19 protein-coding genes and 1 pseudogene are annotated in these 23,000 nt (G+C 73.9%); 16 read left to right on the plus strand and 4 right to left on the minus strand.

All coding sequences use genetic code 11. The features are described from left to right. Positions 1-519: 519 nt before the first annotated feature. From ACH4PY_RS27990 to ACH4PY_RS28030, 9 genes and pseudogenes are all read left to right on the plus strand, one after another. Positions 520-2,148 carry a CTP synthase gene (locus tag ACH4PY_RS27990; protein WP_398188685.1) on the plus strand — a complete coding sequence of 543 codons (1,629 nt, stop codon included), beginning with the start codon at positions 520-522 and terminating at the stop codon, positions 2,146-2,148. Between the two features lie 32 nt (positions 2,149-2,180). After that, positions 2,181-2,804: an NUDIX domain-containing protein gene (locus ACH4PY_RS27995; RefSeq protein ID WP_398188687.1), complete on the plus strand. Its 624-nt coding sequence runs from the start codon at positions 2,181-2,183 to the stop codon at positions 2,802-2,804. 295 nt (positions 2,805-3,099) lie between these two features. After that, positions 3,100-5,364, plus strand: a complete 2,265-nt coding sequence (locus ACH4PY_RS28000; RefSeq protein WP_398188690.1) for a tetratricopeptide repeat protein — start codon at positions 3,100-3,102, stop codon at positions 5,362-5,364. 248 nt (positions 5,365-5,612) lie between these two features. Then, complete coding sequence (gene ald, locus ACH4PY_RS28005) at positions 5,613-6,737, plus strand: alanine dehydrogenase (RefSeq protein WP_398188693.1); 1,125 nt, start codon at positions 5,613-5,615, stop codon at positions 6,735-6,737. A 412-nt stretch (positions 6,738-7,149) separates the two neighbouring features. Continuing rightward, positions 7,150-8,079, plus strand: a pseudogene (locus tag ACH4PY_RS28010) (ParA family protein); the annotation flags it as partial. After that, entirely contained in the window at positions 8,064-8,783 is a 720-nt protein-coding gene (locus ACH4PY_RS28015; RefSeq protein WP_398188696.1) for a hypothetical protein, read from the plus strand. The pseudogene ACH4PY_RS28010 and the gene ACH4PY_RS28015, both read left to right, overlap by 16 nt. A gap of 64 nt (positions 8,784-8,847) precedes the next feature. Continuing rightward, positions 8,848-9,990 carry a segregation and condensation protein A gene (locus ACH4PY_RS28020; RefSeq protein ID WP_398188699.1) on the plus strand — a complete coding sequence of 381 codons (1,143 nt, stop codon included), beginning with the start codon at positions 8,848-8,850 and terminating at the stop codon, positions 9,988-9,990. Further along, entirely contained in the window at positions 9,987-10,679 is a 693-nt protein-coding gene (gene scpB, locus ACH4PY_RS28025; protein WP_398188702.1) for an SMC-Scp complex subunit ScpB, read from the plus strand. The genes ACH4PY_RS28020 and scpB overlap by 4 nt, the downstream gene beginning before the upstream one ends. After that, a complete protein-coding gene (locus ACH4PY_RS28030) occupies positions 10,679-11,875 on the plus strand; it encodes a pseudouridine synthase (protein ID WP_398188705.1) in 1,197 nt (398 codons plus the stop codon). Before scpB ends, ACH4PY_RS28030 begins: the two co-directional genes overlap by 1 nt. Here ACH4PY_RS28030 and ACH4PY_RS28035 read toward each other — a convergent pair. Then, positions 11,872-12,588 (minus strand): DNA polymerase beta superfamily protein, encoded by a 717-nt coding sequence (locus ACH4PY_RS28035; protein WP_398188708.1) that lies wholly within the window; start codon positions 12,586-12,588, stop codon positions 11,872-11,874. The two genes, ACH4PY_RS28030 and ACH4PY_RS28035, sit on opposite strands and share 4 nt — an antisense overlap. Positions 12,589-12,797: 209 nt before the next feature. Between ACH4PY_RS28035 and ACH4PY_RS28040 the strand changes: the two genes are divergently transcribed. The 4 genes from ACH4PY_RS28040 to der all read left to right on the plus strand — a co-directional run bounded on the left by ACH4PY_RS28040 (position 12,798) and on the right by der (position 16,877). Next, entirely contained in the window at positions 12,798-13,895 is a 1,098-nt protein-coding gene (locus ACH4PY_RS28040) for a prephenate dehydrogenase (protein WP_398188711.1), read from the plus strand. A 116-nt stretch (positions 13,896-14,011) separates the two neighbouring features. After that, positions 14,012-14,692 carry a (d)CMP kinase gene (gene cmk, locus ACH4PY_RS28045; RefSeq protein ID WP_398188714.1) on the plus strand — a complete coding sequence of 227 codons (681 nt, stop codon included), beginning with the start codon at positions 14,012-14,014 and terminating at the stop codon, positions 14,690-14,692. 59 nt (positions 14,693-14,751) lie between these two features. Next, positions 14,752-15,339, plus strand: coding sequence for a lysophospholipid acyltransferase family protein (locus ACH4PY_RS28050; RefSeq protein ID WP_398189112.1), 588 nt, complete (start codon positions 14,752-14,754; stop codon positions 15,337-15,339). Positions 15,340-15,419: 80 nt separating this feature from the next. After that, a complete protein-coding gene (der, locus tag ACH4PY_RS28055; protein ID WP_398188717.1) occupies positions 15,420-16,877 on the plus strand; it encodes a ribosome biogenesis GTPase Der in 1,458 nt (485 codons plus the stop codon). A gap of 39 nt (positions 16,878-16,916) precedes the next feature. On the opposite strand, the gene ACH4PY_RS28060 is transcribed toward der, so the two are convergent. Beyond that, entirely contained in the window at positions 16,917-17,165 is a 249-nt protein-coding gene (locus tag ACH4PY_RS28060; RefSeq protein WP_398188720.1) for a hypothetical protein, read from the minus strand. Between the two features lie 533 nt (positions 17,166-17,698). Beyond that, positions 17,699-18,541: a hypothetical protein gene (locus ACH4PY_RS28065; RefSeq protein WP_398188723.1), complete on the minus strand. Its 843-nt coding sequence runs from the start codon at positions 18,539-18,541 to the stop codon at positions 17,699-17,701. A 193-nt stretch (positions 18,542-18,734) separates the two neighbouring features. Between ACH4PY_RS28065 and ACH4PY_RS28070 the strand changes: the two genes are divergently transcribed. After that, a complete protein-coding gene (locus ACH4PY_RS28070; protein WP_398188726.1) occupies positions 18,735-19,433 on the plus strand; it encodes a transglycosylase family protein in 699 nt (232 codons plus the stop codon). Positions 19,434-19,914: 481 nt separating this feature from the next. Next, on the plus strand, positions 19,915-20,241 hold the full coding sequence (locus ACH4PY_RS28075; protein WP_398188729.1) for a hypothetical protein: 327 nt from the start codon (positions 19,915-19,917) through the stop codon (positions 20,239-20,241). A 135-nt stretch (positions 20,242-20,376) separates the two neighbouring features. Here ACH4PY_RS28075 and ACH4PY_RS28080 read toward each other — a convergent pair whose 3' ends face one another. Further along, positions 20,377-21,405, minus strand: a complete 1,029-nt coding sequence (locus ACH4PY_RS28080; protein WP_398188732.1) for a phosphatase PAP2 family protein — start codon at positions 21,403-21,405, stop codon at positions 20,377-20,379. 363 nt (positions 21,406-21,768) lie between these two features. On the opposite strand from ACH4PY_RS28080, the gene ACH4PY_RS28085 reads away from it, so the two are divergent. Beyond that, positions 21,769-22,962, plus strand: coding sequence for an acyl-CoA dehydrogenase family protein (locus ACH4PY_RS28085; protein WP_398188735.1), 1,194 nt, complete (start codon positions 21,769-21,771; stop codon positions 22,960-22,962). Positions 22,963-23,000 lie beyond the last annotated feature (38 nt).

Raw genomic sequence — 23,000 nt, forward strand, 5'->3', positions numbered from 1 at the left:
CCGGGAGCGGGCGGGGATGATGCCGTGTGCCGGCCGGCTCGCACAGGTGCGTCCGTGCAGAATACGTCGTCGCGGGGTGCCGGTGTGCGTCTCCTGCGATCTTCGCTGGGCCGCACGGGTGCACTGCGGGGCGCACTCCGGCATATGCGCAGGCGAACGGCCACATGGCCGGGGTGTGGCGGTTGTGTGGCCGAGGTGTGCCGGTGGTCCGGCCGGACCCCGGTGGTGGTCTGGCCGGGGGGCAACGGTGGTCCGGTGCCGTCGTATACGGTTCGGGCGCCCTTCCGGCGGGGCAAGGGTGGCCCGTACGGGGGCCGGGGCGATGCCGTGTTCGAGGGGCAACGGTGACCCGACGGGGTGCCGCGCACCGTCGCTGCCCTGCACCGCTGATACCCTGGTAGCCCGTGGGCCGGTGGGCTGAACCACTGAACCGCCCGACGGCGCTCCGCGAGCGAGCACCGTCCCGACCTCACCTCGCGACCACGGGAGCCCCCTTTGGCTATTGCGCCGAAATCCACGATGACCAAGCACATCTTCGTCACCGGCGGTGTGGCCTCCTCGCTCGGCAAGGGGCTCACGGCGTCGAGTCTCGGCGCACTGCTGAAGGCGCGGGGCCTGCGGGTCACGATGCAGAAGCTCGACCCTTACCTGAACGTCGACCCCGGCACCATGAACCCGTTCCAGCACGGTGAGGTCTTCGTCACCGACGACGGCGCCGAGACCGACCTCGACATCGGCCACTACGAGCGCTTCCTCGACGTCAACCTCGCCGGCTCGGCCAACGTCACGACCGGCCAGGTCTACTCCACGGTGATCGCCAAGGAGCGGCGCGGCGAGTACCTCGGCGACACCGTCCAGGTCATCCCGCACATCACCAACGAGATCAAGTCCCGCATCCGGCGGATGGCCACCGACGACGTCGACGTGGTCATCACCGAGGTCGGCGGCACCGTCGGCGACATCGAGTCGCTGCCCTTCCTGGAGTCCGTGCGCCAGGTCCGGCACGAGGTCGGCCGCGACAACGTCTTCGTCGTGCACATCTCGCTGCTGCCCTACATCGGCCCGTCCGGCGAGCTGAAGACCAAGCCCACCCAGCACTCGGTGGCCGCGCTGCGCAACATCGGCATCCAGCCCGACGCGATCGTGCTGCGCGCCGACCGCGAGGTGCCGACCGCGATCAAGCGCAAGGTCTCGCTGATGTGCGACGTCGACGAGGACGCGGTGGTGGCCGCGATCGACGCGCCCTCCATCTACGACATCCCCAAGGTCCTGCACACCGAGGGCCTGGACGCGTACGTCGTGCGCCGCCTCGACCTGCCCTTCCGCGACGTCGACTGGACGCAGTGGGACGACCTGCTGCGCCGCGTCCACGAGCCCGCGCACGAGGTCACCGTCGCGCTCGTCGGCAAGTACATCGACCTGCCCGACGCCTACCTGTCGGTGACCGAGGCGCTGCGGGCCGGCGGCTTCGCCAACAACGCCAAGGTCCACATCAAGTGGGTGCTGTCCGACACCTGCAAGAGCCCGGCGGGCGCCGCCGAGCAGCTCCGCGACGTCGACGCCATCTGCGTACCCGGCGGCTTCGGCGAGCGCGGCATCGAGGGCAAGGTCGCCGCGATCACCTACGCCCGGGAGAACCGCATCCCGCTGCTCGGCCTGTGCCTGGGCCTGCAGTGCGTCGTCATCGAGGCGGCCCGCAACCTCGTCGGCATCGCCGAGGCCAACTCCACCGAGTTCGACCCCGCCACCGCCCACCCGGTGATCTCCACCATGGCCGAGCAGCTCGACATCGTCGGCGGCAAGGGCGACCTCGGCGGCACCATGCGCCTGGGCACCTACCCCGCCAAGCTCGCCGAGGGCTCCATCGTCCGCGAGGTCTACGGCGACCAGCCGTACGTCGAGGAACGCCACCGGCACCGCTACGAGGTCAACAACGCCTACCGCGCCGACCTGGAGAAGACCGCCGGTATCGTCTTCTCCGGCACCTCCCCGGACAACAAGCTCGTCGAGTACGTCGAGTACCCGCGCGACGTCCACCCCTACCTCGTGGCGACGCAGGCGCACCCCGAGCTGAAGTCCCGTCCGACCCGGCCGCACCCGCTCTTCGCGGGCCTGGTCAAGGCGGCCGTCGCCCGCAAGTCCGGCTGACCGAGCACATTTCCCTTCCCGGAAGGCGCAGCATGCTCAAGGACACCCCGGAGGAATGGCGGGTCACGGCCACCGCCACGCCCTTCACCGGCAAGAAGACCAGCGTCCGCAGCGACCAGGTCGTCATGCCGGACGGCAGCACGGCGACCCGCGACTACCAGGTCCACCCCGGCTCGGTGGCCGTCCTCGCCCTCGACGACGACGACCGGGTGCTGGTGCTGCGCCAGTACCGGCACCCGGTGCGCCACCGCCTCTGGGAGATCCCGGCCGGCCTGCTCGACGTCCCCGGCGAGAACCCGCTCCACGCGGCGCAGCGCGAGCTGTACGAGGAGGCGCACGTCAAGGCGGAGGAGTGGCACGTGCTCGCCGACGTCTACACGACGCCGGGCGGCTGCGACGAGGCCGTGCGCATCTTCCTCGCGCGAGGCGTCTCCGAGGCGGAGGGGGAGCGCTTCGCGGTCTCGGAGGAGGAGGCCGACATGGAGCTCGCCCGCGTCCCGCTGGCGGAACTCCTCACCGGCGTGCTCGCGGGGGACCTCCACAACAACTGCCTCGTGGTGGGTGTCCTCGCCGCGCAGGCCGCGCTCGCCTCCGGCGGTTCCGCCGCACTCCGCCCCGCCGACTCCCCCTGGCCGGCCCGCCCCTTCGATTCCTGAGCCCCCGCCTGCACCGCCGGGCACCCGTTTTTGGGACGCGGCTGCGCCGCCGGGCAACCATCAGGGGCGCGGGGAACTGCGCGAGCAACCACCCACCGGCCGGTGGTCCGGATCGGACCGAAGAGACCCTCCGGGTCGGTGTCCGACCCGCGCCCCGGTGGGGGCGGGCGGCGCAGTTCCGCGCGCCCCCAAAACGGGGTGCCCCGCGCAGCGGTAAGGCGCTCGCCCTGCGCGGCAGGGAAGACGTCAACTACGCTCACGCCAAAGCTCACCCGCAGGGTAAGGAGTGGCCAGCGTGGACGACGGCACCCTCCCGCAGGGGCGCGGGGACGCGCAGGTCACCCCCCTCCCACCGCCTCCGGCGGGGTTCTGCGGGCGCACCCGCGAACTCGCCGAACTCGCGGGGGAGATCGACCGCCCCGGCCTGGGCGGCGGGCGCCCGGACACCGCCCGCGTCCTGCTCGTCGCGGGCCGCCCCGGCACGGGCCGTACCGCGCTCGCGCTGTCCCTCGCCGCACGGGTCGCCGACCGCTACCCCGACGGGCAGTGGCACGTACGGCTCACGGGCCCCGCGGGCGTCCCCGTGCCCGCCGGGCAGGCGGTCCGCGGGCTGCTGCGGGCGCTGGACGCGGGCGAGGACGCGGATCTGCGGGAGGTCACCGCGGGGCGGCGGCTGCTGCTCGTGCTGGACGACGTCGCGTCCCCCGACCAGCTCGCCGCGCTGCTGCCGGCGAGCGCGGGGAGCCTGGTCGTGGCCACGTCGGGCGGCCCGCTGCCCGGAGTGCGCGACGTGCGCCCGTGCACGCTGGGCGGGCTGGACACGCCCGCCGCGGTCGAGCTGCTGGCGCGGGCGGTCGGCGAGACCCGGGTGACGTGCGACCCGCGTGGCGCCGAGTCGCTCGTGCACGTGCTCGCCGGGCATCCCACCGCGCTGCGGCTGACGGCGGCGTGGCTGGCCGCCCGCCCCGGTGTGTCGGTCGCCGACGCGGCCCTGAGGCTGCGCGACATCCCGCCGACCCCGCCGTCCCCGCCGTCCGCGCCGTCCCCTCCCGCCGACCCGGCGGCCCGGAAGGACGCCCCCGCCCCGCCCCGTCCGTCCGCGCCTCCGGCGGTCCCGGCGGGGAGCGGGCCCGTGCCCGTGCCCGGGGAGCTCGTGCGGGCCTTCCGGATGGTGTACGAGGGGCTGCCGGCCGTCGCGGCGCGGATGCTGCGGCTGCTGGTGCTGGCACCGGCGGGGGTGGTGGACGCGCAGGGGGCGTCCGCGCTCGCCGGGTGCCCGGTGGAGGTCGCGGAAGGGACGCTGGAGGACTTCGTGCGCGGCGGTCTGCTCGCGGGCGGGCCGCAGCGGTACGTGGTGCCGGGGTGTCTGGAGGCGCTGCTCGGCGCGCTGCTGGCGGCGCGCGAGACGCCCGCCGACGTGACCCTGGCGCGGGCGCGGATGCTGGAGCGGACCGTGCGGCTGCTGCTGTCGTGCCGGGCGGCGCTGGCGGGGGAGCCGCTGGACGAGGCGGTGCCCCGCGCGCAGCGCTTCGACTCGGCCCGTACGGCCGCCGGGTGGCTGGACTCGCGGCTGCCGGCGCTGCTCGCGGCGGCGCGCTCGGCGGTGGCGGACGGCGAGCTGGACACGCTGGCGCGCCGCCTGGTCGCCGCGCTGGTGCGGGCGCTCGCCGCCTTCCCCGGCGGTGACGCGATGGCCGCCGAGCGCTACGAACTGCACTTCCTGGTGCTGGGGGTGGCCGAGCGGCGCGGGCTGCGCCGGGAGCAGGCGGCCGCGCTCATCAACCTCGGCGACCTGGACGCTCGCGCGGGCCGTACCGACCGTGCGCTGGACCGCTACCGGATCGCCCTGGACGCCGCCCGCGGCGCCGACGACCGGCAGGCCGAGGGCCGGGCCCTGGAGGCGCTGGGCGGCACGTACCTGGAGCGGCGCGACCCGGGCCGGGCCCTGGACTGGTACGGCCGCGCCCTCTCGCTGCGCCAGGGCACCGGCGAGCAGGCCGACCAGGCGCGGCTGCGCGGCCGGATCGCCGCCCTGCTGGCGCACGGCGGGCGTTTCGGGCCCGCGCTGCGCGAGTGGCGCAAGGTGGCGGGGCTGTACAAGCGGCTCGGCGATCTGAGCGGCCAGGCCCGCGCGCTCGCGGAGGCCGCGCGGGTGCAGGAGACGGCGGGCCGCCCGGAGGACGCGATGCGCAGCTGCCGGGACGCCCTGTACTGGGCCCGGCAGGCGGGCGACCGGCGGCTGGAGGCCGCGCTGCTGCTGCGGCTGGCGGACCTGCTGGACCGGCTGGGCGACCCGGAGGGCGCCCGGTTGCAGCGGGAGAGCGTGCAGCGGATGTCCGAGCGGGCCGCGGCCGCCCGGCCCGGCTCCGCCGCCGGACCCGCACCCGAACCGGGACCCGCCCCCGTACCCGGCCCGCAGGCCGCACCCGCTGTGGGCAGCGCACCTGCTCCCGACAGCGCACCGGCTCCGGACAGCCCACCGGCTCCGCGCACCGCGCCCGACCCGGAGGCCGCGCCCGCCCCGGACGCCTCCGGCGCCCCGGATGTCGCGCGGCCGTGATCGGGGAGCAACGCCTCGGTGACGGGGTCATGATGCGATTCCGATCAGGCGTGTCCCGTCGTCGGCCTACGAAAATGCCAATACTGCTCAGAAAATCAACCACTTTGTAAGGCTGGACAGCAGCTCCTCCTTCACTAGACTGGGCCATGCCGCGCACAACGCGGTCAGGTCCGACGTGTCGTGCCAACCTGCACCATGTCAGGACAATCTCACCCAACCACCCCTGGGCAACCCTGAGCGCAAGGACCGTGATCGACGTGAAGGTGGGCATCCCCCGCGAGGTCAAGAACAACGAGTTCCGCGTGGCCATCACCCCGGCCGGCGTGCACGAGCTGGTGCGAGGCGGGCACCGGGTCGTCGTCGAGGAGGGTGCGGGCGCGGGCTCGTCCATCCCGGACGAGGAGTTCACGGCGGCCGGTGCCGCCGTCCTCGGCACCGCCGACGAGGTGTGGGCCGAGGCCGATCTGCTGCTCAAGGTCAAGGAGCCGGTCGCCGAGGAGTACCACCGGCTGCGCAAGGACCAGACGCTCTTCACCTACCTGCACCTCGCGGCCTCCCGGGCGTGCACGGACGCGCTGCTGGAGTCCGGCACCACCGCCATCGCCTACGAGACGGTCGAGACGCCCGACCGCCGGCTGCCGCTGCTCGCCCCCATGTCCGAGGTGGCGGGCCGGCTCGCCCCGCAGGTCGGCGCCTACCACCTGATGCGCTCGGCGGGCGGCCGCGGGGTGCTGCCCGGCGGGGTGCCCGGTGTGCAGTCCGGCCGCGCGGTCGTCATCGGCGCGGGCGTGTCCGGCTGGCACGCCACCACGATCGCGCTGGGCCTCGGCTTCCACGTCACGCTGCTGGACAAGGACGTGAACAAGCTGCGGGAGGCCGACAAGGTGTTCGGCAACCGCGTGCAGACCGTCGCGTCCAACGCGCTCGCGCTCGAACAGGCCGTACTGGAGGCCGACCTGGTGGTCGGCGCGGTCCTGATCCCGGGCGCCAAGGCGCCCAAGCTCGTCACCAACGAGCTGGTCTCGCGCATGAAGCAGGGATCCGTCCTTGTCGACATCGCGATCGACCAGGGCGGCTGTTTCGAGGACTCGCGCCCCACCACGCACGCCGAGCCGACCTTCACCGTCCACGACTCGGTCTTCTACTGCGTCGCCAACATGCCCGGCGCGGTGCCGAACACCTCGACGTACGCGCTGACCAACGCCACGCTGCCGTACGTCCTGGAGATCGCCGGCCGCGGCTGGCAGGAGGCGCTGCGCCGCGACCCGGCGCTGGCGCTGGGGCTCAACACCCATGAGGGGCAGGTCGTTTACGGTCCGGTGGCCGAAGCACACGGACTCGATTCGGTCGAACTGCGCACCCTGCTGGGCTGACCGGGACATCCGCCGGGGCGGTGGACGCCCCGAAGTGCCAACTGTGCACCTACGGCCGGGTCTTGCGCACGCAGGACCCGGCCGTTCATGTCGTTACGCCCTTGACAGAGGGGTGTTCGGTTGCCGACACATCGTGCCGTGTCCGGCGGATTGTGTTGCTGTGAACCACCGACACGCCATAGAGTCGCGAAACGTCGGCTGTAGTCACGCTGACCTGTTGAGAAGTTTCCTGGTCCCCAAGGAGGTAAGACGACTTGTGAATGAGTCGACATTTGCTCCCGGGAGTGGCCAACCAGCAATGACCGTCGGCTCCGTCGCGGTGCACACCTTCGAGTCACGCAGAGCCGAACCCGCCGACCCACAAAGCGCATACGCCATGGGCCCTTACGACGACAACGACGACCTGCAAGACGGTCAGTTCTACGACCCCGACGCCGAATACGAGCCCGACCCCGAGTACGCGGCGACGCTCGCGCCGGACGCCGCCCGCCAGCGCCGTGAGCGCGTCGGGCCGACCGGCCGTCCGCTGCCGTACTTCCCGATCCCCAACCCGCTCACCGACCACGGTCCGGCGAAGATCGTCGCGATGTGCAACCAGAAGGGCGGGGTCGGCAAGACCACCTCGACCATCAACCTGGGTGCCGCGCTCGCCGAGTACGGCCGCCGGGTGCTGCTGGTCGACTTCGACCCGCAGGGCGCGCTGTCCGTCGGGCTCGGGGTCAACCCGATGGAACTTGACATCACGGTCTACAACCTGCTGATGGAACGCGGGCTCGCGGCCGACGAGGTGCTGCTGAAGACCGCCGTGCCCGGCATGGACCTGCTGCCGAGCAACATCGACCTGTCCGCCGCCGAGGTGCAGCTCGTCAGCGAGGTCGCCCGCGAGTCGGCGCTGGCGCGCGCCCTCAAGCCGCTGCTGCCCGACTACGACTACATCGTGATCGACTGCCAGCCCTCACTCGGCCTGCTCACGGTCAACGCGCTCACCGCCGCGCACTCCGTGATCGTGCCGCTGGAGTGCGAGTTCTTCGCGCTGCGCGGTGTCGCGCTGCTCACCGAGACGATCGAGAAGGTCCGCGAGCGGCTCAACCCCGAGCTGGAGCTCGACGGCATCCTCGCCACCATGTACGACTCGCGGACCGTGCACAGCCGGGAGGTGCTGGCGCGGGTCGTCGAGGCCTTCGACGACCACGTCTTCCACACCGTCATCGGCCGCACCGTGCGTTTCCCCGAGACCACCGTCGCGGGCGAGCCCATCACCACCTACGCCTCCAACTCCGTCGGCGCCGCCGCCTATCGCCAACTCGCCAGGGAGGTGCTCGCCCGGTGCCACGCCGAGTGACCCTGCCGGGCGCCGACGAGCTGTTCCGGACCACCGGGGGTGCGGCGCTCCAGGCCCCGCAGCCCCGGCAGCAGCCGCAGCAGCAGCACTCCGGGGGCGATTCGCAGGGCGACACCCGGCCGCGTCCGGCCCAGGAACAGACGGGCGGGACGGCCGGCGGCGAGCAGGACGGCGAGAGCCGGGGCGGCACCGAGACCCGCGACCCCGGCCACGGGCAGGGCCGCGACCGCGGCGAGCGCGACCGGCAGGACCGCAACGGCTCCGGCGGCACCGAGCACGGCGGCCGGGACGTCCCGGCGGGCCGCCGCACGCAGGGCACCCCGATCGGGCCCGTCAACGGCACCGCGCCCGCGGCCCCGCCGCAGCCGCAGGTGCCCGTCCAGCAGCCCGGCGGCCCCGCGGCGGCCCAGCACCCGGCGCCGCCCGCCGCGCCGCAGGGGCCCGCGGCACCCGCCGCCCGCCGCAAGGCACCGCGGCAGAACCGCCGCCCCAGTGGGCGCGAGCGGCACGACGAGAAGATCACCGTCTACGTTTCCGCCGAGGAACTGATGGACCTGGAGCACGCCCGGCTGGTGCTCCGCGGCGAGCACGGCCTGGCCATCGACCGCGGCCGGATCGTCCGCGAGGCCGTCGCCGTGGTGCTCGCGGACCTGGAGTCGCGCGGCGACGCCAGCATCCTCGTACGGCGGCTGCGCGGGCGCTGAGCCGCGCCGCGGCCGCTCCGGGGGAGGTAACCTGCCGATTCCCGCCCCCGCACACTGGACCTCGATGCCGACCACCACGACCGACCCCGCCGACCGCCCTCGCCGCCGCCTCGGCCGCGGCGTCCCGACGCACGCGGAGGAGCCGGTCCCGGCGGAGCTGTCAGCCGGGGAAGCGGTCCCGGAAGCGGTGGTACCGGAGGCGGTGGTCCTGGAGGCGGCCGAGGACGTACCCGGACCCGGTGGCGTACCGCGGGACGAACCGGAGCCCGTGACCGCAGAAGAGGCCGCAGAAGAGGCCGGAGAAGAGCCCGGGGACGAGGCCGACGACGGGCGCTTCACCGTACGGCTGCACAATTTCGAGGGACCCTTCGACCTGCTGCTCCAGCTGATCGCCAAGCACAAGCTGGACGTCACCGAGGTCGCGCTGTCGAAGGTCACCAACGAGTTCATGGCGCATCTGCACGCCATGGGCCCGGACTGGGACCTCGACCAGACCACCGAGTTCCTGGTCGTCGCCGCCACCCTGCTGGACCTCAAGGCCGCGCGGCTGCTGCCCGCCGCGGAGGTCGAGGACGAGGCCGACCTCGCGCTGCTGGAGGCCCGCGACCTGCTCTTCGCCCGGCTGCTGCAGTACCGGGCCTACAAGCAGATCGCCGCGATCTTCGCCGAGCGGCTGGAGCACGAGGCGCTGCGCCGCCCGCGCACGGTCGGCCTGGAGCCGCAGCACGCCGAGCTGCTGCCCGAGGTCGTGCTGAGCATCGGCCCCGAGCGCTTCGCGCAGCTCGCCGTCAAGGCCATGCAGCCCAAACCGCGGCCGCAGGTCTACGTCGACCACATCCACGCCCCGCTGGTCAGCGTGCGCGAGCAGGCCGAGCACGTGATCGCGCTGCTGCGCGAGCGCGGCAGCGCCAGCTTCGGCGAGCTGACCGCGGACGCGCCCGACACGCTCACGGTCGTGGCCCGCTTCCTCGCGCTGCTGGAGCTCTACCGGGAGAAGGCGGTCGGGCTCGACCAGGAGGAGGCGCTGGGCGCCCTCCAGGTCCGCTGGACGGGCGGCGAGCAGGCACCGGACGCCCCGCTGGTGACCGACGAGTTCGACCAGGAGGCGGCGCCGCGCAGGCCGGGGAAGCAGAGCAGGCAGGGCAGGGAGCAGGCCGAGGGGGCCGCCGCCGCACCGGCGGCGGCCGGGAACGGAGCACAGGGATGACCGAGGTGACGGATCTCACCGCGGGGCTGGAGGTGCCCGAGGAGCAGCCCGCACCCGCCGGGCTGCTCTCCGCGGCCACCGCCGGGCTGGAGCTGAAGCCCGCGCTGGAAGCCGTCCTCATGGTCGTGGACGAGCCCGCGACCGAGGAGCAGCTCGCGAAGGTCCTGGAGCGGCCGCGGCGCGCGATCGGCGCGGCGCTGCGCGAGCTGTCCGACGACTACACGCGCGAGGGCAGGGGCTTCGACCTGCGGCTGGTCGCCGGCGGCTGGCGTTTCTACACCCGGCCGGACTTCGCGCCCGCGGTGGAGAAGTTCGTCCTGGACGGCCAGCACGCCCGGCTCACGCAGGCCGCGCTGGAGACGCTCGCGGTCGTCGCCTACCGCCAGCCGGTCAGCCGCTCACGGGTCTCGGCGGTGCGCGGGGTCAACTGCGACGGGGTCATGCGCACCCTGCTCCAGCGCGGGCTGATCGTCGAAGGTGGGACGGAACCCGAGACAGGTGCGATCCTGTACAGGACGACGAACTACTTCCTGGAACGCATGGGCCTGCGCAGCCTCGACGAGCTGCCCGAGCTCGCCCCGTTCCTGCCGGAGGCGGACGCGGTCGAGGCGGAGTCCCAGGAGGGGCTGCCGTCGTTCGATCCGGATGCGCCGGACGAACCCCCGACACTTGCGAAGACGGACGACTGATGCGAAGCAGCGACAGGAACAGCGGCTCCGACCGGACCCCCCGAAGCGGCGGGGGCGCCCCCCGGCGGGGCACCGGCACGGGCGGCCGGGGCGGCAGCGGAGGCTCCGACCGCCGCGGTGACGCCCCGCGCCGCGGCGACGCGCCCCGCCGTGGTGACGCCCCGCGCCGTGGTGAGGGCGGTGGCCGTGCCGACGCCCCGCGTCGCAACGACGGCGCCCCGCAGCGCCCCCGCAAGCCGCGTCCCGAGGAGCGCCGCTACGACGTCGGCGACACCGGCCAGTCCGGCGCGAACAAGCCCGGCGGCATGCCCCGCACCAAGCCCGGCGGCCCCGGCCCGGCCGGCAACCGCGGCCGGGCGCGCGGCAGCGTCCCGGCCCGCCCCCGCGAGCTGGACGCCCAGATCGAGGAGCGCAACCGGGAGCGGCACAGCAAGCCCAAGCTCAACCTGCCCAAGACCTTCCCCGGCGCCGAGCAGGAGGGCGAGCGGTTGCAGAAGGTGCTGGCCAGGGCGGGCATGGGCTCGCGGCGGGCGTGCGAGGAGCTGATCGAGCAGCACCGGGTCGAGGTCAACGGCCGGATCGTCACCGAGCAGGGCCTGCGCGTCGACCCCGAGCACGACGAGGTCAAGGTGGACGGCCTGACCGTCGCGACCCAGTCGTACCTGTTCTTCGCGCTGAACAAGCCCGCGGGCGTCGTCTCCACCATGGAGGACCCGGACGGACGGCAGTGCCTCGGCGACTACGTCACCAACCGGGAGACCCGGCTCTTCCACGTCGGCCGGCTCGACACCGACACCGAGGGCCTGATCCTGCTCACCAACCACGGCGAGCTGGCCCACCGGCTGACCCACCCCCGGTACGGCGTGCAGAAGACCTACCTCGCCGCGATCCAGGGCCCGCTGCCGCGCGACCTGGGCAAGCAGCTCAAGAGCGGTATCGAGCTGGAGGACGGCTGGGCGCGCGCCGACCACTTCCGCATCGTGCAGAACACCGGCAAGAACTACCTGGTCGAGGTCACGCTGCACGAGGGCCGCAAGCACATCGTGCGGCGCATGCTCGCCGAGGCCGGCTTCCCCGTCGACAAGCTCGTGCGCACCAGCTTCGGCCCGATCCCGCTGGGCGACCAGAAGTCCGGCTGGCTGCGCCGGCTGACCAACACCGAGGTCGGCATGCTCATGCGCGAGGTGGACCTCTAGAGCACGGGTGCCGGGTCCGGCGCGCTCTCCGCGGAGGCGCGCCGGACCCGTACCAGGAAGTCCTCCACCCGCGCCCGGTCCGGTTCGGCGGGCAGCGGGGTACGAGCCGCGGCGGCGTCCACCTCCTCGTGCAGCGTCCGCATCCGGCCGCGCACCTCCTCCCAGCCGACCTCGCCGCGGCGCACCGCCAGCAGGTCCTCCCGGCGGTCGCCGACATCGACGGTGAGCGTGCCCGTACGCAGCAGGTCGCGGCAGCTGGTCAGCAGCCGCAGCAGGTGCATCGCGTGCTTCCAGCGCGGAGTGCCGTCCCGCCGGATGTCCGCCTCCAGCTTGCCGAGCTGCTGCTCGGCGTAGCCGCGGAAGGACGCCTCGACCCGGCGGGACAAGAACGCGTCGCGCAGCTCCCGCAGCTCCCGGCCGGTCGCGTCGGCGTGCTCCACGAGCGGCGAGTGCAGGCACTCCAGCAGATTGGGGTTGGCGCGCAGGGCGAGCGAGCAGAAGCGCTCGATCTCCCAGGAGAACTCCTCCTCGCGCGGCCCGGTGACATGCGTCGGCGGCTTGTCCAGCCGCCAGAAGAGTGGGGTGGGCGCCACGAACACCCCGCGCCGGTCGGTGTCGCTGCCGTCCGTCGCCAGGCCGAACGCCCGCGAGCCCATGACACACGCGTAGACCGTGTGCTCCCGGACCAGATCGTGCCCCAGCGATTCGCGCATGACGGCGATTATCGCCACCGCTTCCCCGATCCGCCGGGGAATTCCTGCTTCGGACGGTGAGCGGGTGGTCGACGGGGAGTACGGGACCGCTGGGGCCGACGCCCGCGGGCGGCACGTCTCGCAGTACGGTCCCCGGTCTCGCGAGGGGCCGCCGCTGGCTACGCTGGACGCCCAGGCACCCCCGCTCCCGTACCCCAGGACACCCCCACGTGAGAACCGCACTGGTCATCGGCGCAGGCCTCATCGGCACGTCCGCCGCGCTCGCCCTCAGCGCGCGCGATGTCGACGTCCGGCTCAGCGACCACGACGAATCCAGCGCCCGCACCGCGGCGGCCCTCGGCGCGGGAAGCCTGTACGACCCGGCGGCCACGGCCTCCGGGCCCGTCGACCTGGTGATCGTCGCCGTGCCGCCCGCGCACGTACCGGCCGCCCTCGCCGACGCCATGGCCCGCGGTCTCGGCCGCGGCTACCTCGACGTCGCCAGCGTCAAGGGCGGCCCGCGCCGCGACCTGGAATCCCTCGGCGGCGACCTCACCCGCTACATCGGCACCCACCCGATGGCCGGCCGGGAACGCTCCGGCCCCCTCGCCGCCAGCGCCGACCTCTTCGACGGCCGCCCCTGGATCCTCACCCCGACCCCCGGCACCGACACCGAGGTGCTCAACCTCGCGCTGGAGCTGGTCGCGCTGTGCGGGGCCGTCCCCGTCGTGATGGACGCCGACGCGCACGACCGGGCCGTCGCGCTCGTCTCGCACACCCCGCAGCTCGTCTCCAGCATGGTCGCCGCCCGGCTCCAGCACGCCGAGGACAGCACGGTGCGGCTGTGCGGGCAGGGCATCCTCGACGTCACCCGCATCGCCGGTTCCGAACCCGCGATGTGGATGGACATCCTCGCCGCCAACCCCGGCCCCGTTGCCGACGTCCTCGCCGGCATCTCCGCGGACCTCGACGCGACCGTCGAGTCGCTGCGGGCGCTGCAGAGCGCGGACGAGGAGAAGCGGCGCGGGGGCGCCGACGGCATCGCGGACATACTGCGGCGCGGCAACGCGGGCCGCGCCCGGGTCCCCGGCAAGCACGGGACGGCGCCCAAGGCGTACGAGGTCGTGGCCGTCCTCATCGGGGACCAGCCCGGCGAGCTGGCCCGCCTGTTCGCCGACGCGGGCGCGGCCGGGGTCAACATCGAGGACGTGCGCATCGAGCACAGCGCCGGCCAGCAGGCGGGCCTCGCCCAGCTCTTCGTCGAGCCCCGCTCGGCCCCGGTCCTCTCCGCGGCCCTCCGCGACCGCGCGTGGTCCCTGCGGCCCTGAACCCGGGGGGCGCGGGGAACAGCCCGGGGCGGCGGAGGGGGCGCCGGGAGGCCGGTAACCTTGGGGGAACGGCCCGGCGGCGAGCCGGTTGGCACGACAAAGGAAAGGCCCCCACCGTGGAGAACCCGGTGATCGTCGCGATCGACGGCCCCTCCGGCACAGGCAAGTCCAGCACGTCCAAGGCGGTCGCCGTCAAGCTGGGGCTCAGCTACCTCGACACCGGCGCGCAGTACCGGGCCATCACCTGGTGGATGCTGACGAACGGGGTGGACGTCGCCGACCCCGCCGCCATCGCGGACGCGAGCGGCAAGCCCGTCATCGTGTCCGGCACGGACCCGCTCGACCCGCGGATCACCGTGGACGGTGTGGACGCCTCCGGCCCGATCCGTTCGCAGGAGGTCACCGCCGCGGTGAGCGCGGTCAGCGCGGTGCCCGAGGTGCGCGCCCGGATGGTCGACTACCAGCGGGCCGCCGCCACGGCTGCCCCGGCCGGCATCGTGGTGGAGGGCCGGGACATCGGCACCACCGTGCTGCCCGACGCGACGGCGAAGATCTACCTGACCGCTTCCGCGGAGGTCCGCGCCGCCCGCCGCAGCGGTGAGCTGAGGGGCGCGGTGAGCGTCGCCGCGACGCAGGAGGCCCTGGTCAAGCGGGACGCCGCCGACTCCGGCCGGAAGACCTCGCCGCTGGCGAAGGCCGCGGACGCGATAGAGGTCGACACCTCGGACCTGACCCTGGACGAGGTCGTCGACCGCGTCGTCGCCCTGGTCGGGGAGAAGAAGGCGACCGCGAGGTGACCACCGCCCTGCCCAGCCCGCGCGGCGCCGCCGTCGCCCGCGGCATCGGCATCGGCCTGATGAACGGCCTGTGGCGCCCCCGGGTGCTCGGCACCTGGCGCGTCCCCGCGCAGGGCCCGCTGATCCTCGCCGGGAACCACGCGCACAACGTCGACGGCCCCATGCTGATCGGCACGAGCCCGCGCCCGCTGCACTTCCTGGTCAAGAAAGAGGCCTTCATCGGGCCGCTGGACCCGTTCCTGCGGGCCATCGGCCAGATCGAGGTCGACCGTACGAGTGCCGACCGCACCGCGATCACCACCGCCCTGAAGGTGCTGGAGAACGGCGGTGTGCTGGGCATCTTCCCCGAGGGCACGCGCGGCGCGGGCGGCGACTTCGCCCAGCTGCGCGCCGGGCTGGCGTATTTCGCCGTACGCTCGGGTGCGCCGGTCGTCCCGGTCGCGGTGCTCGGCAGCGCCCGCAAGGGCCGGCTGGTGCCGCAGCTCCCGCCGCTGCGCAGCCGTATCGACGTCGTGTACGGGGAGCCGTTCACGGCCGTCACGGAGGGCGGGCGGCGCACGCGGGCCGCGATGGACGCCGCGACCTCGTACATCCAGGAGCGGCTGACCGCGCACATGACCGAGGCCCGGCGGGCCACCGGCCGCTGAACCACCGCCGCGCACCGCGGCCGGCCCCCCCGGGGCCGGACGGTGCCGCGCGCACCACTTGTTGACCGACGGAGAGACCGATGGACCAGCACGACCAGCACGGCGACACCGGCGCGCTCGGCGACGCCGAGTACGCCGAGTTCATGGAACTCGCCGCCGAGGAGGGCTTCGACCTGGAGGACGTCGCCGACGACGTCGCCGCGGCGGGTCACGGCCCGCTGCCGGTGCTCGCCGTCGTCGGCCGGCCGAACGTCGGCAAGTCGACCCTGGTCAACCGGATCATCGGCCGCCGCGAAGCGGTCGTCGAGGACCGGCCGGGTGTCACCCGCGACCGCGTGACGTACGAGGCGAACTGGAACGGCCGCCGCTTCAAGATCGTCGACACCGGCGGCTGGGAGCAGGACGTACTCGGCATCGACGCCTCGGTGGCCGCGCAGGCCGAGTTCGCGATCGAGGCGTCCGACGCGGTCGTCTTCGTCGTGGACGCCACGGTCGGCGCCACCGACACCGACGAGGCCGTCGTCAAGCTGCTGCGCCGCGCGGGCAAGCCCGTCGTGCTCGCCGCCAACAAGGTCGACGGCCCCTCCGGCGAGGCCGACGCGGCCGCGCTGTGGAACCTCGGCCTCGGCGAGCCCTTCCCGGTCTCCTCGCTGCACGGCCGCGGCACCGGCGACCTGCTGGACGCCATCCTGGAGGCGCTCCCCGAGGCGCCCGAGATGACCTTCGGCGACACGGTCGGCGGCCCGCGGCGCATCGCGCTCATCGGCCGCCCGAATGTCGGCAAGTCGTCGATGCTCAACAAGATCGCCGGGGAGGAGCGGGTCGTCGTCAACGAGCTGGCCGGCACCACCCGCGACCCGGTCGACGAGCTGATCGAGCTCGGCGGCAAGACATGGAAATTCATCGACACGGCCGGCATCCGGCGCCGCGTCCACCTCACCGAGGGCGCCGACTACTACGCGAGCCTGCGCACCGCGGCCGCGCTGGAGAAGGCCGAGGTGGCCGTCATCCTCGTCGACGTCGCCGAGACGCTCGCCGAGCAGGACATGCGCATCATCTCGATGGCCGTCGAGGCGGGCCGCGCGGTCGTCATCGCCTACAACAAGTGGGACCTGCTGGACGAGGAACGCCGCTTCTACCTGGAGCGGGAGATCGAGCGCGACCTCGTGCAGGTGCAGTGGGCGCCGCGCGTCAACGTCTCCGCCCGCACCGGGCGGCACGTCGAGAAGCTCGTCCCGGCGATCGAGACCGCGCTCGCCGGCTGGGAGACCCGGGTGCCCACCGGCAGGCTCAACGCCTTCCTCGGCGAGCTGGTCGCCGCCCACCCGCACCCGATCCGCGGCGGCAAGCAGCCCCGTATCCTCTTCGGCACCCAGGCCGGCACCAGGCCGCCGCGCTTCGTGCTCTTCGCCTCCGGCTTCCTGGAGGCCGGCTACCGGCGCTTCATCGAACGCCGGCTGCGCGAGGAGTTCGGCTTCGAGGGCACGCCCATCCAGGTCTCCGTGCGGGTCCGCGAGAAGCGCGGCCGCAAGAAGTGAGCCGGCCGCCCGGGGGTTCCGCCCCCGGGCGCTCCGCTCTCACAGGTCGTGCAGCCGGTTGTCGCCCTGCCCCGGCGGCAGCGCGGCCGGCCCGTTCCCCCGATGCCGCCCCGGCGCGGCTGGCGGCACCTCCGGGTGCCACATCCCGAAGCCGTTGAACTGCAACGACTCCTCACCCGTCCGGTCCCCGGGCAGCGTACGGAAGAGCCGCCGGTACTCGCGGTAGAGCGCGTCGTAGATGGGCGTGGCAGAGCCACCGCTTCCGTCGGTGTCCTGCGCGCTGCGCATGGGCGGGATGTAGCGCTGGAACGGGGACCGGGAGGAAGCGTCAAAGATCTGCACGTACCGCCCAACGACCCGCATTCCCCGCGGGATGCGGTCCGCCCGGCTGAACTTTCCGCCGGGCGGTGAGCCTCTCCGCCGCGTCCGGCGGGCTGACCTGCCCCTTACGCCGGGGGCGCGCGCCTTGCGCTGCCGCGCCGTGAGCTCGCACTTGCCCTGCGGGGCACCCGTTCTGAGGCTGCGGCTGCCCTGCGGGGCGCCCGTTTTCGGGGCTGCGGCTGCGCTGCGGGGCACTCGTTTTTAGGGGCGCGGGGAACTGCGCGGGCAACCCACCACCGGCCGGTGGTCCGGAGCGGACCGAAGTGACCCTTTGGGTCGGTGACGACCCGCACCCCGGTGGGGGCTGGGGGCACCTCCCAGGCGAAGCTCTGGGGGAGCGCAGTTCCCCGCGCCCCTGAAAAACGGGCGCCCGGCGCGGTCTGGAAAACGAGGGCCCGGCGCGGCCGGAAAAGCGGGTGCCCCGCGGGGCATGCGCGGGGTCAGGTTCCGGACAAGGGCATGGTCGCAGCGACGAGCTGCCCCCTCGCGCAGGCGCGCTCGAGCGCTTCGCGCAGGAGGTCCTCCCGGGGCTGCCGCCCGATCGCCCCGGCGGGCCCCGCGTAGACGTACACCGCGTTCGTGCGCTGCACGGCGGCCCGCCAGCCGTCGCTCACCTGGAGCGGCTGGTGCGCCTGCCACCACGCGGCGGCGGGCGCGCCGCCCACCGGGGGCTGGAGCACCGCGTGCAGCTTGCCCATGGCCAGCAGCACCGACCAGCCCGTGAGCGGCGACGGCGGCGCCGAGAGGTCGAGCTGCGGCATGAAGCCCTGCTCGATGAGCAGCGGCAGGAAGTCGTCGCCGCCGCCGGTCGCGCCGGCCCGGGCGACGGGTCCGGTCGGTTCGATCACCAGCGCGGGGTGCAGCGCGTCCTCGACGATGATCAGCCCGCAGGTGATGCCGAGCACGGCCTGCCGCGGCGCGGCATCGGGAGCGGGCGCCGGGGCGGGTACGGGGGCGGGCCGTAGCGGCGAGCGAAACGGTACGGCAGGTGCGGGCGGCGCGGCGTCGTCGCCGGCGATGCTGCGTACCGCACCCTGGAGCTGCTCCTCCGCGACGGGCACGACCTGCGACGGGATGCAGGCGGCGTGCGCGAAGGCGAGCACCGCGGTCTCGTCGCCGACGAAGAGCACCGTGCTGGTCCGCTCCTGCGTGCTGTCCCCGGGGGTGCGGCAGGACGTGCAGTCGTACGTGCCCGGGGCGTTCTCGCCGGCGAGGAGACGCCTGGTCTCCTCCTCGCCGATCTCGGCTCGTACCTCGTCGCTCACGTCGAGCAGGGGCGCCACGGGAGTCTCCTTGGTCCGTTTGGCCGGGCCTGCCCCGGCGCACTGTGACAACGGACGGTCTGTGCCGGGAGTCACGGTTTGCGCTCCCGTCGCTTGCGACGCGCACGCCGGGCTGGGCCGAACGGGTGCGCCGGGGTGCGGGCCGGGGCGCGGCTCCCGCGGAGGCGGGGGAACGCGTGCTTAGCGTGGGGCGATGAGCGAGAAATCGTCTTATCGTCATGTGTCGAGGTGTCAACGCGCCGCCGCCGTCGCCGGGTTCGGCGCGGTGGCCGTCCTGCCGCTGGCCGCGCAGCCCGCGGCGGCCGCGCAGGTGCCCGCCCCCGCGCGCCCGCCGGCCGCGCTCGGCGGTGTCCCGGCCACCGGACTTACGGCGATCGGCCTTCCGGCCGTTGCCCCGCTGGCGGCCGCGACCGCGGGCGTCACCTCCGTCGCGGCGGCCGTCGGGGGCGTGCCCGGCACCCCCGGAGCGGTGCCGCGCGCCCGCTCCGTCTGGGACGACCTGGCCCTGTGCGAGAGCAGCGGCGACTGGCACATCAACAGCGGCAACGGCTTCTACGGCGGTCTCCAGTTCTGGCAGCCCACCTGGGAGGCGTTCGGCGGCCTGGCGTACGCCCGGCGGGCCGACCTCGCCACCCCCGCGCAGCAGATCGCGATCGCCGAGGCCGTGCTGCGGGTCCAGGGTTGGGGCGCCTGGCCGGTGTGCTCCAAGCGGCTCGGGCTCAGCGGCGGGGCGACCTCGGTGCACACCGTCGAGGCCGGGGAGACGCTCGCGGGTATCGCGAGCGCCGAGGGTGTCACGGGCGGCTGGCAGAAGCTCTGGACGCTGAACAAGAAGGCGATCGGCGCCGACCCCGACAAGCTGATGCCCGGGACTCTTCTCAGCCTGCGCTGAATTCCGCGGCGCGTCTCCGGACGGGCGCGGAATGCCGGGCGCTCCGCCCGCTCCGCGCCCGCCTCCGGTCCGCGCCCTGAACCCCGGCTGAACGCCCGGTGCGGCCGGGTTCCGGGGCCCGGCCGCCCGCCCGGACGGGCCCCGGCGGCCCCGGCGCAGCGCGGAATTCGCCCCCTCCGATACCCCGCGCGGGACCCCGTCCGGCCGGGCTGAACGGCCCGGAAGCCTCCGGCCGCGGGGGAGCGGGCGGGGTGCCGGAATGGTAATCCGTCCCCTATAGCTGCCGTCCGCGGACGGCGGGCAATGCCGCGAGTTGTGTGTAAATCGTGTGCACCGGAATTTCCGGCCCATCGTTATTCACCCTGGCGCAATGTCCCCGATGCACTATCCGTGACGCGGACACGGCGGAATCCCGTGGGCCGGACGGGCGCCGCGCGGCACGGGTCGGCATATGGCCCGGTGACGGCCTACGGTGGCAGGCATGGCCCCCGCATCGCACCCCGAAGACCCCCGCCCCGAAGACCCCCGTTCAGAAGACCCCCGCCCCGAGGACGGCCGTCCGGGTGAGTCCTCCGGGCCGTCCCGGCCGGGCACCCCCGCGCAGCCCTTCCCGGGCGGCATCCCTGACGACGACCTGGACGCCTACGTCGGCCTGCCGCAGCAGGAGGCCGAGCAGCGGGCGTACGCGCGCGGCTGGCGGCCGGTCCGCAGCCTGCCGCGGGACGCGGTCGTGACGATGGAGTACGTCGCCGGGCGGCTCAACTTCACGCTCGACGGCGGCCGCGTCCTGCGCTGCTGGACCGGCTGACCCGGCTGACCCGGCTGCGTCCGGGAGAGGACCCCGTACACGGCTCCGGGCCGGGTGCCGCGCCGCACGGTGGCGGGGCACCCGGCCCGGAGTCGGTGGAAGCGGGCGGAAACAGCGGGAAGCGGGCGGAAGCGGTCAGCCGGCGACGCCGCGGCCGCGGGCCTGCTGGTGGACCAGCGGGCTCGCCGGGCGCGGGTGCTCGCTCTGCGGGCGGCGGCTGCCCGCGGGTGTCGTCGTGGTGCGCTCGTGCCGTCCGGCGGTCTGCCGGCCCGCGGCGGGACGGGTCGCGGTGTGCGGTCCGCCGCCCGCCTGGCTCTTGGCCGCGGTGACCGGCAGGCGGCTCGCCGAGGTGCCGTCCGGGGCGGCGTCGTTGCCGTCCGCGCGGGCGAGGGCGCCCGCCGGGATCGCGGTGAGCGACCGGGCCGTACGGCCGCCGCGGCGGTGGAACAGTCGGGCCCAGCCGGCGGTCAGGTAGACCTCGGCCGAGGCCATCGCCGGTTCGAACCAGGGCAGTGCCAGCAGGATGAGGAGGCCGGCCGCCCAGCCGAGCAGGACGTCGCTCACCCAGTGCGTGCCGAGGTAGACCGTCGTCGCGCCCACGCCGAGCGCCAGCAGGGCGCTTCCGATCGAGCCCCAGCGCCGCGCGCGCGGCGTGGTGCCCAGATAGGCCAGGACGCCCCAGGTCACCACCGCGTTGGCGGTGTGACCCGAGGGGAATATGTCGCCGCCGGCGAACATCTCGGCCGATCCGACGGTCGTCGCGTAATGCGGGCCGAGCCGTCCGAGGCCGTACTTCACGGCCCCCACGGTGATGTTCAGCAGCAGCAGGGAGGTGCCCAGCACCAGCAGCGGGTACAGCGTCCGGCGGCGCCAGGCCCGCCAGCTCAGCCACGCGAGCACCATCACGGCCGTCGGTCCGCGCTGGCCGAGGACCACGAAGTAGTCCAGGAAGGCGTGGATCTGCGGCCACTGCTTGTACGGACGCCAGAGCATGACCTGCCAGTCGAGCGTCACCAGCTTGGAGGTGGTGAGGACGCCCACGACGATGGCCACGTACACAGCCAGCGTCGCACCGAACAGCCATACGCGTGTTCGACTCATCCGGCCCAGGACGCGGCGGGTCGGGCGCTCCGCGGCGCGGTGGAGCCTGTCATCGGTACGCACCCAATTGACGTTACAGCGTGTGATGGCACAGGTCGGCCGATGGGGCTGCTTTGTAATGCCGATGTGATGTGGACTGCGTCTCACCACCCCTTTGGCGCACCGGGTTTCGGGGGAATGCGGTCCGCGGCGGTGAGTTAACCCATGGGTGGCGATACTCACATGAGCGTCTTCTTATTTATTGCTTATTTCCCTCACCTTTCTCCCGGGTTTCCCGTCCGCTGAGCGGACACCGGTGACCGGGAGTGCCCGCGGCCAGGCCCGCCGCGCCGCCGTGCCGGGGGCTCTGGACGCGCGCGGTACCGGTCCGTAACGTCGGCCCCGCCCTCATTACCGCTGCTAGTTTTCCGGCCGGAGGTCCCTGCCATGCCGCCCGCTCCCGCCCTGCCGCCCTTCGACCCGTACGACCCGCTGGGTCTGGACGACCTGCTGAGCGACGAGGACCGCGCGATCCGCGACACCGTACGGGCCTGGGCCGCCGACCGCGTGCTGCCGCACGTCGCCGACTGGTACGAGCGCGGCGAGCTGCCGGGCGTCCGCGACCTCGCGCGCGAGCTGGGCGCGCTCGGGGCGCTCGGTATGCAGCTCACCGGATACGGCTGCGCGGGCGCCGGCGCCGTGCAGTACGGGCTGACGTGCCTGGAACTGGAGGCGGCCGACTCCGGCATCCGCTCGCTGGTCTCGGTGCAGGGCTCGCTCGCCATGTACGCGATCCACCGCTTCGGCTCCGAGGAGCACAAGCAGGAGTGGCTGCCGCGGATGGCCGCGGGCGAGGTCATCGGCTGCTTCGGCCTCACCGAGCCCGACCACGGCTCGGACCCCGCCGGGATGCGCACCCGGGCCCGCCGGGACGGCACCGACTGGGTGCTCGACGGCCGCAAGATGTGGATCACCAACGGGTCGGTCGCCGGTGTCGCCGTGGTGTGGGCGCAGACCGAGGACGGCGTCCGCGGCTTCCTCGTCCCGGCCGGCACCCCCGGCTTCAGCGCCCCGGAGATCCACCACAAGTGGAGCCTGCGCGCGTCCGTCACCAGCGAGCTGGTCCTGGACGGCGTCCGGCTGCCCGGCTCCGCGGTGCTCCCGGAGGTCACCGGGCTGCGCGGCCCGCTCAGCTGCCTCAGCCACGCCCGCTACGGCATCGTCTGGGGAGCGATGGGCGCCGCCCGCGCGAGCTTCGAGGCGGCGCTGGCCTACGCCCGCGAGCGCGAGCAGTTCGGCCGCCCGATCGCCGGCTTCCAGCTCACCCAGGCCAAGCTCGCCGACATGGCCGTCGAACTCCACAAGGGCATCCTGCTGGCCCACCACCTGGGCCGCCGGATGGACGCGGGGCGGCTGCGACCCGAGCAGATCAGCTTCGGCAAGCTGACCAACGTCCGCGAGGCGATCGAGATCTGCCGCACGGCCCGCACGGTTCTCGGAGCCAACGGCATCTCGCTGGAGTACCCGGTCATGCGGCACGCCACCAACCTGGAGTCGGTGCTCACCTACGAGGGCACCGTCGAGATGCACCAGCTCGTGCTGGGCAAGGCCCTCACCGGACTCGACGCCTTCCGCGGCTGACGCCCGCCCGCACCGCCGTACCGCCCTACCGCCTTAGG

The sequence above is a fragment of the Streptomyces sp. NPDC021224 genome, assembly GCF_044332905.1.
Taxonomy (GTDB): domain Bacteria; phylum Actinomycetota; class Actinomycetes; order Streptomycetales; family Streptomycetaceae; genus Actinacidiphila.

Coding starts and splice junctions, on each gene's coding strand:
- ACH4PY_RS28020 (WP_398188699.1), top strand. CDS start 8,848: ATGCCGACCACCACGACCGACCCCGCCGACCGCCCTCGCCGCCGCCTC.
- ACH4PY_RS27990 (WP_398188685.1), top strand. CDS start 520: ATGACCAAGCACATCTTCGTCACCGGCGGTGTGGCCTCCTCGCTCGGC.
- ACH4PY_RS28070 (WP_398188726.1), top strand. CDS start 18,735: ATGAGCGAGAAATCGTCTTATCGTCATGTGTCGAGGTGTCAACGCGCC.
- ACH4PY_RS28030 (WP_398188705.1), top strand. CDS start 10,679: ATGCGAAGCAGCGACAGGAACAGCGGCTCCGACCGGACCCCCCGAAGC.
- ACH4PY_RS28085 (WP_398188735.1), top strand. CDS start 21,769: ATGCCGCCCGCTCCCGCCCTGCCGCCCTTCGACCCGTACGACCCGCTG.
- ACH4PY_RS28050 (WP_398189112.1), top strand. CDS start 14,752: ATGAACGGCCTGTGGCGCCCCCGGGTGCTCGGCACCTGGCGCGTCCCC.
- ACH4PY_RS28060 (WP_398188720.1), bottom strand. CDS start 17,165: ATGCGCAGCGCGCAGGACACCGACGGAAGCGGTGGCTCTGCCACGCCC.
- scpB (WP_398188702.1), top strand. CDS start 9,987: ATGACCGAGGTGACGGATCTCACCGCGGGGCTGGAGGTGCCCGAGGAG.
- ACH4PY_RS28035 (WP_398188708.1), bottom strand. CDS start 12,588: ATGCGCGAATCGCTGGGGCACGATCTGGTCCGGGAGCACACGGTCTAC.
- der (WP_398188717.1), top strand. CDS start 15,420: ATGGACCAGCACGACCAGCACGGCGACACCGGCGCGCTCGGCGACGCC.
- ACH4PY_RS27995 (WP_398188687.1), top strand. CDS start 2,181: ATGCTCAAGGACACCCCGGAGGAATGGCGGGTCACGGCCACCGCCACG.
- ACH4PY_RS28075 (WP_398188729.1), top strand. CDS start 19,915: ATGGCCCCCGCATCGCACCCCGAAGACCCCCGCCCCGAAGACCCCCGT.